This is a genomic window from Streptomyces sp. NPDC086549, from assembly GCF_044746205.1.
In the GTDB taxonomy this organism is placed as follows: domain Bacteria; phylum Actinomycetota; class Actinomycetes; order Streptomycetales; family Streptomycetaceae; genus Streptomyces.
The window spans coordinates 384,159-396,229 of record NZ_JBIVBS010000006.1 but is presented as its reverse complement, the minus strand read 5'-3'; the positions used below and the strand labels follow the sequence as shown (position 1 = coordinate 396,229).

At 71.6% G+C, this 12,071-nt stretch carries 13 protein-coding genes; 4 read left to right on the top strand and 9 right to left on the bottom strand.

The annotated features are described in order from the left end of the window. Positions 1 to 4: 4 nt before the first annotated feature. Both ACIPSA_RS22060 and ACIPSA_RS22055 read right to left on the bottom strand, forming a co-directional pair. Positions 5 to 1,330, bottom strand: a complete 1,326-nt coding sequence (locus ACIPSA_RS22060) for a serine-threonine protein kinase (protein WP_402637534.1) — start codon at positions 1,328 to 1,330, stop codon at positions 5 to 7. An 81-nt stretch (positions 1,331 to 1,411) separates the two neighbouring features. Then, positions 1,412 to 2,647: an exo-beta-N-acetylmuramidase NamZ domain-containing protein gene (locus tag ACIPSA_RS22055; RefSeq protein ID WP_402637532.1), complete on the bottom strand. Its 1,236-nt coding sequence runs from the start codon at positions 2,645 to 2,647 to the stop codon at positions 1,412 to 1,414. 135 nt (positions 2,648 to 2,782) lie between these two features. Between ACIPSA_RS22055 and ACIPSA_RS22050 the strand changes: the two genes are divergently transcribed. Genes ACIPSA_RS22050 through ACIPSA_RS22040 form a run of 3 tightly spaced genes read left to right on the top strand, consistent with a single transcriptional unit; the run spans position 2,783 to position 5,831 of the window. Then, positions 2,783 to 3,547 (top strand): SDR family oxidoreductase, encoded by a 765-nt coding sequence (locus tag ACIPSA_RS22050; protein ID WP_402637530.1) that lies wholly within the window; start codon positions 2,783 to 2,785, stop codon positions 3,545 to 3,547. Continuing rightward, positions 3,544 to 5,211 (top strand): class I adenylate-forming enzyme family protein, encoded by a 1,668-nt coding sequence (locus ACIPSA_RS22045; protein WP_402637528.1) that lies wholly within the window; start codon positions 3,544 to 3,546, stop codon positions 5,209 to 5,211. Before ACIPSA_RS22050 ends, ACIPSA_RS22045 begins: the two co-directional genes overlap by 4 nt. A 26-nt stretch (positions 5,212 to 5,237) precedes the next feature. Next, complete coding sequence (locus ACIPSA_RS22040; RefSeq protein ID WP_402637526.1) at positions 5,238 to 5,831, top strand: TetR/AcrR family transcriptional regulator; 594 nt, start codon at positions 5,238 to 5,240, stop codon at positions 5,829 to 5,831. A gap of 53 nt (positions 5,832 to 5,884) precedes the next feature. On the opposite strand, the gene ACIPSA_RS22035 is transcribed toward ACIPSA_RS22040, so the two are convergent. The 3 genes from ACIPSA_RS22035 to ACIPSA_RS22025 form a co-directional block, all read right to left on the bottom strand. Then, positions 5,885 to 7,108, bottom strand: a complete 1,224-nt coding sequence (locus tag ACIPSA_RS22035; protein WP_402637524.1) for an acyl-CoA dehydrogenase family protein — start codon at positions 7,106 to 7,108, stop codon at positions 5,885 to 5,887. 5 nt (positions 7,109 to 7,113) lie between these two features. Further along, positions 7,114 to 8,136: a phosphotransferase family protein gene (locus ACIPSA_RS22030; RefSeq protein ID WP_402637522.1), complete on the bottom strand. Its 1,023-nt coding sequence runs from the start codon at positions 8,134 to 8,136 to the stop codon at positions 7,114 to 7,116. A gap of 158 nt (positions 8,137 to 8,294) precedes the next feature. Further along, positions 8,295 to 8,597, bottom strand: coding sequence for a hypothetical protein (locus tag ACIPSA_RS22025; protein ID WP_402637521.1), 303 nt, complete (start codon positions 8,595 to 8,597; stop codon positions 8,295 to 8,297). Between the two features lie 113 nt (positions 8,598 to 8,710). On the opposite strand from ACIPSA_RS22025, the gene ACIPSA_RS22020 reads away from it, so the two are divergent. After that, positions 8,711 to 9,670, top strand: coding sequence for an NADP-dependent oxidoreductase (locus ACIPSA_RS22020; RefSeq protein ID WP_402637519.1), 960 nt, complete (start codon positions 8,711 to 8,713; stop codon positions 9,668 to 9,670). 18 nt (positions 9,671 to 9,688) lie between these two features. On the opposite strand, the gene ACIPSA_RS22015 is transcribed toward ACIPSA_RS22020, so the two are convergent. The 4 genes from ACIPSA_RS22015 to ACIPSA_RS22000 form a co-directional block, all read right to left on the bottom strand. Continuing rightward, positions 9,689 to 10,009: a DUF202 domain-containing protein gene (locus ACIPSA_RS22015; protein ID WP_402637517.1), complete on the bottom strand. Its 321-nt coding sequence runs from the start codon at positions 10,007 to 10,009 to the stop codon at positions 9,689 to 9,691. Then, the gene (locus ACIPSA_RS22010; protein WP_402637515.1) at positions 9,997 to 10,389 is read right to left on the bottom strand and encodes a YidH family protein; all 393 of its coding nucleotides are present in this window, start codon (positions 10,387 to 10,389) and stop codon (positions 9,997 to 9,999) included. The genes ACIPSA_RS22015 and ACIPSA_RS22010 overlap by 13 nt, the downstream gene beginning before the upstream one ends. Before the next feature lie 10 nt (positions 10,390 to 10,399). Continuing rightward, positions 10,400 to 10,927, bottom strand: a complete 528-nt coding sequence (locus tag ACIPSA_RS22005; RefSeq protein ID WP_402637513.1) for an NUDIX hydrolase — start codon at positions 10,925 to 10,927, stop codon at positions 10,400 to 10,402. Between the two features lie 75 nt (positions 10,928 to 11,002). After that, the gene (locus tag ACIPSA_RS22000) at positions 11,003 to 11,896 is read right to left on the bottom strand and encodes a DMT family transporter (RefSeq protein WP_402637511.1); all 894 of its coding nucleotides are present in this window, start codon (positions 11,894 to 11,896) and stop codon (positions 11,003 to 11,005) included. Positions 11,897 to 12,071: the final 175 nt, after the last annotated feature.

Genomic DNA, 12,071 nt, shown 5'->3' with positions numbered 1-12,071 from the left:
CGGGTCACACGATGCGGCCCGCCGCCAGCACCACCCGGGCCAGCTCCGGGTGCACGATGTCGCTGTGGGCGCCCGTCGGCGCGTTGCCGTGCTTGACCACCGCCGCCGCGTCGACGTTCACGCACCCCGACGTGGGCAGCGGCCCGCGCAGCGCCCCGGCGAGGTCCAGCGCGTGCGTGCCCGGTACCGCCTGCACCCCGTCGTGGCCCATCGCGCCCCACCGGGCGCCCAGGATCCGGCCGAGGTCGACGCCCGCGAACGAGTCGTCGTCATCGGCCATCCGGGAGGCCAGCGGGTAGAAGGTGCCGAGCGCCGAGTCGTGGGACGAGTAGCAGCACACCAGCGGTCCGTCGATGCGGTTCTGCTGCCCCTGGAGCACCCCGCCCGCGTGCGGGTCGTGCGGCAGCCGGGCCGAGAACGCGTAGTGCGAGAAGGCCCCTTGGAGCAGCGTCACGGACTTCACCGTGTGCACCCCCTCGGGCAGCCCGCGCAGCGCGAACGACACGAGCCGCCCGCCGAAGCTGTGTCCGACCAGGTGCACCCGAATGTTCGGCGCCGCGTCGGCCAACTGCCCGATCACCGGCCCGAGTCCACGCTCCCCGACGGTGCCGGCCCGCCGCTTCATCGCGTAGTACGTCGCCTGGCGCAGCAGTTCGCGTGCCCCGTCCCAGGGGTTCGGCAGCGCGAACGCGGCGACCCCCTCGCCGGATTCGAGCCCGGCGAGCGCCTCCGTGAAGTCGCCGCAGACCGCCACCGTGTCGCCGGAGAACAGCACGGGCTCGCTCTGCGGCACCCCCTCCGCCAGCGTGTCCGCCGCGAACAGCGGCTGGGGGCCGCCCGGCACCACCTCGACGAGCTCGCGCACCAGCCGCCCGAACTCCTCCAGTTCGGCGTCCTCACCGGGCCGCTGGTCCAGCAACCGGGCGATCCGGTCGATCACGGTGGCCCGGCCGGGAAAGGTCTCCAGGAGCGCGTGCCGGGTGTCCTCGTCCAGCGCGGGGCACGGCGCCGCCGTGGCCTCGGCGGCCGCCACGGACCTCGGGAAGTCCGGGATCGGCTCGTCGCAGAACCGCATCGACGGCCAGATCACGCCCACGTAGCCGATCCGGGCCTTCGGCGCCAGCTTCGGGACCGGTGCGAAGAACCGGCGGTAGAGAGCGGTCGCGCCCGAGCGGTCGTTGTTCCAGCCGTGCGCGAAGACGACCAGGTCACGTACGTTGCGCGCCCGGGCCTCCGCCAGCAGCCGGTCCCGCTCGGCGCCGTCCACGTCTCCGTCAGCGTCGAACGTCAGCTCCCAGTAGGGCGCCACACTCATCCCGGAATCCGCCATGACCGGCCACCTCGTCCCCCGTAGTGGTGCGATGTGGGCGCATCGTCCCGCTACCGGGTGAGAATGGCCATACGTCGTGACTCAGCTGTAGAGAAGATATTTCTTCCGCATCCCGCGGAACGTCCCGAGCTCCTCCTGCCAGTCGGCGACCACCTCGTCGGTGCCCGCTCCCGCGTCGATCGTCGTGCGCACCCGCGCGGACCCCGTGAGCTTGTCGATCCAGTTGTCGGACCGCCAGCCGAAGCCGCCCCAGACCTTCCTGGCGGTCACCAGGAGCGCGATCCCGGTACGCACGGGGTCGTAGGCGCCCCGGTCGTGCACATGGATCTGCACGCCCCCGACCGTCTTGCCCTGGAACTTGGAGAAGGTGGGCGCGAAGTACGCCTCCCTGAACCGCACACCCGGCAGCCCGAGTTCGTTCGCGGCGGCCGCCCAGCGCCCGTCGATGCCGTCCGCGCCCAGCAGTTCGAACGGCCGGGTCGTGCCGCGCCCCTCCGACAGATTGGTGCCCTCGAACAGACAGGTCCCCGAGTAGACGAGGGCGGTGTCGGGCGTCGGCATGTTCGGGCTCGGTGGGACCCAGGGCAGCCCGGAGGCGTCGTAGAAGTCCGACCGCCTCCAGCCCGTCATCAGCACCGTCTCCAGCGCCACCGGCGCGCTCAGGAACTCCCCGTTGAACAGCCGCGCCAGCTCGGCGACCGTCATCCCGTGCGCCTGCGCGATCGGCTCCCGTCCGACGAACGTGGCGAACTCCTTGTGCAGCACCGGCCCCTGGGCGGACCGCCCGGTCACCGGGTTCGGCCGGTCGAGCACCACGAACCGCTTTCCCGCGAGCTGCGCCGCCTCCATGCAGTCGTACAGGGTCCAGATGTACGTGTAGAAGCGTGCGCCGACGTCCTGGATGTCGAAGACGACCGTGTCCACGCCGGAGGCCGAGAAGACGTCCGCCAGGGGGCGGCCGCTCTTGAGATAGGTGTCGTACACCGGCAGCCCGGTCGCCGGATCGTCGTAGCGCCCCTCCGAGCCGCCCGCCTGCGCGGTGCCGCGGAAGCCGTGTTCGGGGCCGAAGACGGCGGTCAGCCGTACGCGCGGGTCGGCGTGCATCACATCGACGATGTGGCGTACCTCCTTGGTGAGGCCGGTCGGGTTGGTGACGATACCGACGCGCTGTTTCTCCAGCAGGGTGTACCCGTCGGAGGAGAGGCGTTCGAACCCGGTGCACAGTCGCCCGTGGCGCTCGGCCTCGGCCGCCGTCGGCGCGGGGGACAGGGCCGCGGCCGTGGCCGATGCGATCAGGCTTCGCCTTGACAGGCGCATGGTCGACCTCCGTAAGTGGGGCGGGTGCGGGCCGTCATCGGTCCCTCAAGGTGTTCCAGTCACCCTTCCCCTTACACATACCGACTGGTTAGTCTGGCGCGGCAGAGCCGAGTCGCGCCATGTCGAAGGAGACCGATGGTGGAAGCCGTGCAGGATGCGGGAGTGGTCGTCACCGGAGCGGGCGGAGGCATCGGGGCCGCGCTGGCCCGCCGGTTCGCCGCCGAGGGTGCTCGCGTCGTGGTGAACGACCTGGACGCCGACAGGGCCGCCGCCGTCGCCGAGGAGATCGGCGGGATCGCGGTTCCGGGCGACGCCTCCGCGATCGTCGGAGCGGCCCGCGAGGCGCTCGGCGGCACGGTCGACGTCTACTGCGCCAACGCGGGCGTCGCCTCCGGCGGCTCCGAGGCGGCCGACGAGACGGTCTGGGCCCAGGCCTGGGACGTCAACGTCATGGCCCATGTGCGCGCCGCCCACGAACTGCTCCCGGCCTGGCTGGAGCGCGGCCGCGGCCGCTTCGTCTCCACCGTCTCCGCCGCCGGCCTGCTCACCATGATCGGCGCCGCCCCCTACAGCGTCACCAAGCACGGCGCGTACGCCTTCGCCGAGTGGCTGTCGCTGACGTACCGCCACCGCGGCCTGAAGGTCCACGCGATCTGTCCGCAGGGCGTCCGCACCGACATGCTGGCCGCCACCGGAAGCGCGGGCGACCTGGTCCTGCAGCCCACCGCGATCGAACCGGCGGAGGTGGCGGACGCCCTCTTCAAGGGCATCGAGGAGGACCGCTTCCTGATCCTGCCCCACCCTGAGGTCGCCGAGTACTACCAGGCGCGGGCCACCGTCCCCGACCGCTGGCTGACGAACATGAACCACCTCCAGCAGAAGTGGGAGTCCGCCCGGTGACCGCGTCGCGTTACGCGGCCAAGCCCTGGCTGGATCTCCTCAACGAGGTCCAGCGCGGCCCCGTCGACCCGGCCGACTCGCTCGTCCACGCCCTGCGCCGGGCCGTCGCCGAGGCCCCGGACCGCACCTTCCTGGCCTACTTCGACGGCCGCCTCAGCTACCGCGAGGTCGACGAGCTGAGCGACTCGGTGGCCGGCCACCTGGCCGCCCGGGGCCTGGAGCCCGGCGACCGGGTCGCCGTGCTGCTGCAGAACTCCCCGCACTTCGTGCTCGCCGTGCTGGGTGCCTGGAAGGCGGGCGCGACCGTCGTCCCGGTGAACCCGATGTACAAGTCGGCGGAGGTCGCGCACGTCCTGCGGGACGGCGAGGTGGTGGCCCTGATCTGCTCCGACCGGGCCTGGGAGTCGTACCTGCGGGCGACGGCCGCCGACACTCCCGTGCGGATCGTGCTCACCGGCTGCGAACTGGACTTCCAGAACCGCGGCGACGCGCGCGTGCTGACCTTCGAGCGGCTGCCCCAGGCCGCCGACGCGGACGACCTCGTCGCCGTCGCCCGGCAGGGCCACCAGGCGCCCGACGGCCGCGACCCGGTGCCCTCCGGCACCGCCCTGATCAGCTACACCTCGGGCACCAGCGGCACCCCCAAGGGAGCCGTCAACACCCACGGCAACATCATGTACAACGCCGAGCGGCAGCGGACCGGCCTGGCCCTGCCCGAGGCGCCGGTGTACTACGCCCTGGCCCCCCTGTTCCACATCACCGGGATGGTCTGCCAGTTCGGCGCCTGCCTCAACAGCGCCGGCACGCTGGTGCTCGCCTACCGCTTCGAGCCCGGCCTGGTCCTGGAGATGTTCGCCGAGCACCGCCCGCACTACACGGTCGGCCCGTCCACCGCCTACATGGCGCTCGCCGCCCACCCGGAGGTCACCCCGGAGCACTTCGCCTCCTTCGTGAACATCTCCTCGGGCGGCGCCCCGGTACCGCCGGCCCTGGTCGAGAAGTTCCGCGCGGGCTTCGGCCCGTACATCCGCACCGGCTACGGGCTCACCGAGTGCAGCGGGCCCTGCGCCTCCGTCCCGCCCGGCCTGGAGGCGCCGGTGGACCCGGTCTCCGGGACCCTCGCCGTGGGGGTGCCGGGTCCGGACACGGTCGTCCGCATCATCGACGAGCAGGGCGAGGAGGTCCCCTTCGGCGAGCAGGGCGAGATCGTCGTACGAGGGCCGCAGGTCGTGCCCGGCTACTGGCGGCGGCCCGAGGCGACCGCCGAGACCTTCCCGGACGGCGAGCTGCGCACCGGCGACATCGGGTTCATGGACGAGCAGGGCTGGGTGTACGTCGTCGACCGGAAGAAGGACATGATCAACGCGTCCGGCTTCAAGGTGTGGCCGCGCGAGGTCGAGGACGTGCTCTACACGCACCCCGCGGTGCGCGAGGCGGCCGTGGTCGGTGTTCCGGACGGCTACCGGGGAGAGACTGTCAAGGCGTACATCAGCCTCCGTCCGGGGGCCGAAACCGACCCCGGTGCGCTGGCCGTCTACTGCAAGGAGAGACTGGCGGCCTACAAGTACCCGCGTCAGGTGGAGATCCTGCCCGACTTGCCCAAGACCGCGAGTGGGAAGATCCTCCGTCGGGAACTTCGTTCCCGAGCGCACGACAGCCAGTGAGCATCACGGAAAGGCAGGTGGCGGCAGTGCCCAGGACGACGGACGGAGACGGAGCTCCTGTTCCTCAGCGGCTCCTTGCCGCCGCCACCCGGCTCTTCGCCGAGCAGGGTTACGACCGGACCTCCGTGCAGGAGATCGTCGAGGCGGCGGGTGTCACCAAGGGGGCGCTGTACCACTACTTCGGCTCCAAGGACGACCTCCTGCACGAGGTGTACGCGCGCGTGCTGCGCGTCCAGCAGGAGCGGCTCGACGCCTTCGCGGACGCCGACGAACCGATCGAGAAGCGGCTGCGGGCCGCGGCGGCCGACGTCGTCGTCACGACGATCGAGAACCTCGACGACGCGATGATCTTCTTCCGCTCCATGCACCATCTGAGCCCCGAGAAGAACAAGCAGGTGCGCGCCGAGCGCCGGCGCTACCACGAACGCTTCCGTGCGCTCATCGAGGAGGGGCAGGAGGCCGGCGTCTTCTCCACGGCGACCCCGGCCGACCTGGTGGTCGACTACCACTTCGGTTCGGTCCACCACCTGTCGACCTGGTACCGCCCCGGCGGCCCCCTCACCCCCCAGCAGGTCGCCGACCACCTGGCCGACCTGCTGCTGCGGGCGCTGCGTCCCTGAAACAAAGCTGTGCGGGGCGGCCGTCCGGACGGCCGCCCCGCACCTGTGCTCCCTCAGACGTACTTCTTCAGCTCGCGTCGCGCCAGCGACCGCTGGTGCACCTCGTCCGGTCCGTCGGCGATCATCAGCGTGCGGGCCGCCGCGTACAGCTCGGCCAGCGGGAAGTCCTGGCTGACACCGCCCGCGCCGTGCAGCTGGATCGCCCGGTCGATGATGTCGACGACCGCCCGGGGCGTGGCGATCTTGATGGCCTGGATCTCCGCGTGGGCGCCCCTGTTGCCGACCGTGTCCATCAGCCAGGCCGTCTTCAGGACCAGCAGGCGCAGCTGCTCGACCGCCACCCGGGCGTCCGCGATCCAGTTGTGGACCACGCCCTGCTGGGCCAGCGCCTTGCCGAAGGCGGTGCGGGCCACGGCCCGGCGGCACATCAGCTCGATCGCCCGCTCGGCCATACCGATCAGGCGCATGCAGTGGTGGATGCGGCCCGGACCGAGGCGGGCCTGCGCGATGGCGAAGCCGCCGCCCTCCTCGCCGATCAGGTTGGACACCGGCACGCGCGCGTGATCGAAGATCACCTCGGCGTGGCCGCCGTGGGAGTGGTCCTCGTAGCCGAAGACCTGCATCGCGCGCTTCACCGTGACGCCCGGGGTGTCGCGCGGGACCAGCACCATGGACTGCTGGCGGCGGATGTCCGCGCCGTCCGGGTCGGTCTTGCCCATCACGATGAAGATCTTGCAGTCCGGGTTCATCGCCCCGGAGATGTACCACTTGCGGCCGGTGATGACGTACTCGTCCGCACCGTCGGGGTCTCGCTCGATGAGCGTGGTGATGTTCGTGGCGTCGGAGGAGGCCACCTCCGGCTCGGTCATGGCGAACGCCGAGCGGATCTCACCCGCCAGCAGCGGCTCCAGCCACTGCTTCTTCTGCCGCTCGTCGCCGAACTGCGCCAGCACCTCCATGTTGCCGGTGTCCGGCGCCGCGCAGTTCAGCGCGGTGGGCGCCAGGTGCGGCGAGCGGCCGGTGATCTCGGCGAGCGGGGCGTACTGGAGGTTGGTGAGCCCCGCGCCGTACTCGGCGTCCGGGAGGAACAGGTTCCACAGGCCCTGCCTGCGCGCCTCAGCCTTCAGCTCCTCGACCACGGCCGGGGTGTCCCAGGGAGACGCCAGCGCGGCCCGCTGCTCCTCCGCCACCGCCTCCGCCGGATAGACGTACTCGTCCATGAAGGCGAGCAACTTGCCGCGCAGCTCCTCGGTGCGCGCGTCGAACGCGAAGTCCATGCCGGTCAGCCTTCCTGAAGAGTGGTCAGTCCGTGGTTGATGAAGACGGGCACGAGATCGCCGATGCGGTCGAAGCCGCGCCCGACCGTCTGGCCCAGCGTGTACCGGTAGTGGATGCCCTCCAGGATCACGGCGAGCTTGAACCAGGCGAACGCCGTGTACCAGGAGACGGCCGAGACGTCCCGCCCGGAACGGGCGGCGTAGCGCTCGATCAGCTCGGCCGGAGCCGGGTGCCCGGCGGCCTCGGCGGTGGTGGAGACGGGGGAGCCGGGCATGCTCAGCGGCATGCTGTACATCACCAGCAGGCCGAGGTCGGTGAGCGGGTCGCCGAGGGTGGACATCTCCCAGTCGAGGATCGCCTTGATCTCGTCGTCGCCGCCGATCAGGACGTTGTCGAGCCGGTAGTCGCCGTGTACGACGGTGGGTGCCGGCGAGGTGGGCAGGGCGCGTCCGAGGGCCGCGTGCAGCTCGTCGATGCCGGCCAGCTCGCGGTTGCGGGAGGCGTCCAGCTGCTTGCCCCAGCGGCGCAGCTGGCGGTCCAGGAAGCCCTCGGGGCGGCCGAAGTCGTCGAGGCCCACCGCGGCGGGGTCCACCGCGTGCAGCTCGACCAGGGTGTCGACCAGGGAGAGCACCGCGTTGCGGGTGCGCTCGGGACCCAGCGGCGCGAGCTGGTCGGCGGTGCGGTACGGGGTGCCCTCGACGAACTCCATGATGTAGAAGGGCGCCCCGAGCACCTCCTGGTCCTCGCACAGCAGCAGCGGGCGCGGCACCGGAACATTCGTCGGGTGCAGCGCGCTGATCACCCGGTGCTCGCGCTTCATGTCGTGCGCGGTGGCCAGGACGTGGCCGAGCGGGGGACGCCGTACGACCCACTTCGAGGTGCCGTCGGAGAGCGCGTAGGTGAGGTTCGACCGTCCGCCCTCGATCAGCCGGCCGGTCAGGGGGCCGTTCACCAGACCGGGCAGCTCACGGTCGAGCAGGCCGCGCAGTCGGTCGAGGTCGAGTCCGGGCGGGTGGTCGGGGCTCATACATCGCTCCTACGAACGGGTGAACAGGATGCGATTCATGATGCCGACCGGTCGGTATGTCGTCCAGTGGGCGAGCCAAACGTGATCGGTGCCACGATAGGCCGACGGCTCCCCGCGCAGTGCGCGAGGGAGCCGTCGGCCGGTGTTTTTCCGGTCGGTCAGTGGTCGTCCCAGTGGCCGTCGTGCTCGGCGTGCCGGTGACCGTCGTGCAGGTAGTCGACGTGGTCGCCGTGGCGCACGCGCCCGTGCCCGCAGCCCGCGCCGTGCTGGTGGTCGTGCTCCTCGTGTGTGACGTGCCCGGTGGGCTCGCACTCGTCCCAGTGCGCGTCGTGCTCGCGGTGCAGGTGTCCGTCGTGCGCGTAGTCGACGTGATCGCCGTGCGGAACCGCGGTGTGCCCGCATCCCGGGCCGTGGGTGTGCGTCCCGTGGGCGATGTGTTCCTGGTGAAGGGCGGTGGTCATGGTGCTCACCTTCGGGGTTACGGGGTGATGACGACGGACAGGCTGCCACGCGAACGGTGCATATCGGGGCATCCCGGTTGCGTGGCGTACGAGTACACCGGAGGGTCGGTGGCATGAAGGGCATCAGCTACAGCCGGTACGGCGGACCCGAGGTGCTGGAGTACGGCGAGGTGCGCGACCCGAAGGTCGCCCCCGACGCGGTGCTGGTGAAGGTGCGCGCGGCGGCCGTCAACCCCGTCGACTGGGAGTGCCGCGAGGGCCATCTGGACGGCATCCTCGACGCGGTCTTCCCGGTGGTCACCGGCTGGGACGTGTCCGGGGTCGTCGTACAGCCCGGGGCCGCCGTCACGGAGTTCGCCGTCGGCGACGAGGTCATCGGCTATGTCCGCGAGGACTTCCTCTCCCGGGGCACCTTCGCCGAGTATGTCGCCGCCCCGGTGCGCACCCTCGCCCGTAAACCCCGCAACCTGACCTATGAGGAGGCGGCCGGGCTGCCCCTGGCGGGGCTCACCGCCTATCAGGTGATCATGAGGGTCCTGGAGGTGAAGCGCGGCGAGACCGTCCTGGTGCACGCGGCCGCGGGCGGGGTCGGCTCGATCGCCGTGCAGCTCGTCCGCCATCTGGGTGCCCGTGCCATCGGTACGGCGAGCGAGCACAACCACGACTTCGTACGCGGCCTCGGAGCCGAACCGGTCACCTACGGCGGGAGCCTGGCCGAACGGGTGCGAGGACTGGCACCCGAGGGCGTGGACGCGGCCTTCGACACGATCGGCGGCGACACGATGCGGACCTCGGCGGACCTGCTCGCCCCCGAGGGCCGCCTGGCGTCGATCGTGGACCCCGACGTCGTGAGCTATGGGGGCCGCTACTGCTTCGTGCGCCCCGATGCCGAGGACCTGCGACAGCTGTCCGAGCTGGCGGAACAGGGCGCGGTGAGCGTGCACGTGTCCAGCACCTTCCCCCTGGAGCGCACGGCGGACGCCCAGCGGCTGAGTCAGGAGGGCCGCACCCGGGGCAAGATCGTGGTGACGGTGGACTGGGAGGAACAGGGGGAGCCGGAGGGCCTGTACTAGGCCTGTACCAGGCCGGCGCTAGACGACCAGCGCGGCCGCGCACACCGCCGTCGCCACCAAGCACAGCACGGCCGCCGTGGCGTGCCGGGGTCCGAGGGCCACGGGACGGACGCTCGTGGCGAGGGCACGGATGCGGTGGTGGGCGACCCACAGGAAGCCCAGCCAGAGGGCGCAGCACAGGGCGCCGACCACGATCGAGACGGCCGTCACCCCGCCGTGCAGGACGTTCCGTACGGCGAGCACGGCGGCGACGGCGTACGACAGCGTCGTGCGCCGCCACGCGAGCCGGGTCCGCTCCGGCTGCAGCCCCGGGTCGCGCTCGGCGGTCACCCCTCCCACCCGACGAGTACGACGACGACCATCGCGACCGCCACCACCGCGACGACGAGACTCAGCAGCGCCGGGAAGCGCGACACCGGCAGGTCCTCGCCCCTGCGCATGGCCCGCTCGCAGCGCACCCAGTGGTTGACCGCGCGCAGCGAGCACAGCACCCCCGCCCCGAGCAGCGCGAGCGCCAGCCCTACGCGCCAGCCCCAGCGCAGGTCCGGCAGGAACTGGTCCACCGCGAACCCGCCGCCGATCAGCGCGAGCGCGGTCCGCAGCCAGGCCAGGAAGGTGCGCTCGTTGGCCAGGGAGAACCGGTAGTCGGGGGTGCTGCCCTCCTCCCGTACCAGGTCTGGCGCGAACCACAGCCGGACGTTCCGTGCGAATTCGATCACGGGAAGGACCCTATCGAGCCCGGCGCCGGGCCGTCCGGTGGGCCTTGAGCCGCTCGTACGCCACCAGCCCGTCCGGCACCCACTCCCACTCTTCGAGCCGCCGTTCCACCTCGTCCTCGGCCAGGAAGTCGTGCCAGGCGATCTCCTCCGCCTGCGGTCGCACCGGCAGGTCGCAGCGCACCTCGTACACCGCGGACCACCAGGTCCGGCCGGCCTCGTCGTCGTACAGGAACTTGAAGAGGTGCGACGGACGCGGGAGACCCGTCACCCCGAGCTCCTCCTCCGCCTCGCGCAGGGCCGCGTCGTCATAGGTCTCGCCCGCGCTGACGACTCCGCCCACGAACATGTCGTACAGGGAGGGGAAGACCAGCTTGACCGGTGTGCGGCGGTGGACGAAGATCCGGCCGGCGGAGTCCCGGGCCTGGATGAAGACGCAACGGTGGCGCAGCCCACGGGCGTAGGCCTCACCCCTTGGGGACTGCCCGATGACCTGGTCGTTCTCGTCGACGATGTCGAGAATCTCGTCAGCAGCGCTCATGGACCCATCCAACCAGGGGCCGCGACCGGGCAGGGCCGGGCGGTGGGGCGGCGCGCTGCAAGTTCCGTGCCCGGGTCAGCGCGGCTGCAGGTCCCGGGCCGGGCGGGGCTCTGCCGTTCCGCAGGGCATCGCCGGGTGCAGGCCGAGCAGGACGATGCCGACGACCACCGCGGCGAGGCCCGCCGCCTCCCAGGCCAGCGCCCCGGTGTCGGTGCGCAGCTGGTCGCCGAGGAAGCCGACGCCGCACAGGATCCCGGCGAGCGGCTGGGCCGCGGTGAGGGCGGGCAGCGACATGCGCAGCGGCGCGGTCTCGAACGCGCTCTGCACCAGGATCAGCCCGGTGATGCCGAGCGCCAGCACGCCGTACGGATGCCAGTCGGTGAGCAGCTCGGTGAGACCGCCGGCGGAGAAGAGCTGACCGCTCACCCGGGTCAGCGCGTCCTGTACGCCGTACAGCAGGCCGGCGGCGAGGGCCAGCAGCACCGGTCCCGAGCTCAGCCGGGAGCGCTTGGCGTAGGTCGTGAGCAGCAGGGCCGGGCCGACCATCAGGCCGATGATCAGCCAGTGGCGGAGTGGGTCGGAGACGGCGTTCCCACCGCGCGGCTGGCCCGCCACGATGAACGCGCTCACGCCGCCCGCGAGCAGCGCGAGACCGGCCCAGCCCTGGCGGCCCAGCGACTGCCTCGTCTGGTGCCGGGAGAGGGCGAGGGCGAACAGCAGGTTCGTGGCGAGCAGGGGCTCCACCAGGGAGATCTCGCCGCGGCCCAGGGCGATCGCGCCGAGGATCATGCCGGCCACCATCAGTCCTATGCCGCCCAGCCAGCGCGGCACCTTCATCAGGTCGAGCAGCAGCCGGGGCGAGAGGAAGTCGCTGAGCGGTGCCTTCTGGGCGGCGTTCTGCTGGAGCACGAACCCGAAGCCCAGACAGCAGGCCGCGCTCACGGCGAGAATGAGAACCAGAACCGACACGCTGCGTACCTCGATCATCCGGTCGGGCCACGGGTGCGTTAGTGGCCGACTGTAGCGCTCCCAGGACACCGTTGCCCCGGGGAGTGCCCGGAACCGGGCAGTTGACTCGGTCACGATGCCCCGTTGACCCGGGGAGGATCAGGGGCGGTGACGGGACCGTACGGCCATGGTCCGC

What these genes read in the sequence shown, in the direction of transcription:
- ACIPSA_RS22035 (WP_402637524.1), bottom strand. Translation starts at nt 7,108, where the DNA reads ATGGACTTCGCGTTCGACGCGCGCACCGAGGAGCTGCGCGGCAAGTTG.
- ACIPSA_RS22060 (WP_402637534.1), bottom strand. Translation starts at nt 1,330, where the DNA reads ATGGCGGATTCCGGGATGAGTGTGGCGCCCTACTGGGAGCTGACGTTC.
- ACIPSA_RS22005 (WP_402637513.1), bottom strand. Translation starts at nt 10,927, where the DNA reads ATGAGCGCTGCTGACGAGATTCTCGACATCGTCGACGAGAACGACCAG.
- ACIPSA_RS22030 (WP_402637522.1), bottom strand. Translation starts at nt 8,136, where the DNA reads ATGAGCCCCGACCACCCGCCCGGACTCGACCTCGACCGACTGCGCGGC.
- ACIPSA_RS22025 (WP_402637521.1), bottom strand. Translation starts at nt 8,597, where the DNA reads ATGACCACCGCCCTTCACCAGGAACACATCGCCCACGGGACGCACACC.
- ACIPSA_RS22055 (WP_402637532.1), bottom strand. Translation starts at nt 2,647, where the DNA reads ATGCGCCTGTCAAGGCGAAGCCTGATCGCATCGGCCACGGCCGCGGCC.
- ACIPSA_RS22050 (WP_402637530.1), top strand. Translation starts at nt 2,783, where the DNA reads ATGGTGGAAGCCGTGCAGGATGCGGGAGTGGTCGTCACCGGAGCGGGC.
- ACIPSA_RS22020 (WP_402637519.1), top strand. Translation starts at nt 8,711, where the DNA reads ATGAAGGGCATCAGCTACAGCCGGTACGGCGGACCCGAGGTGCTGGAG.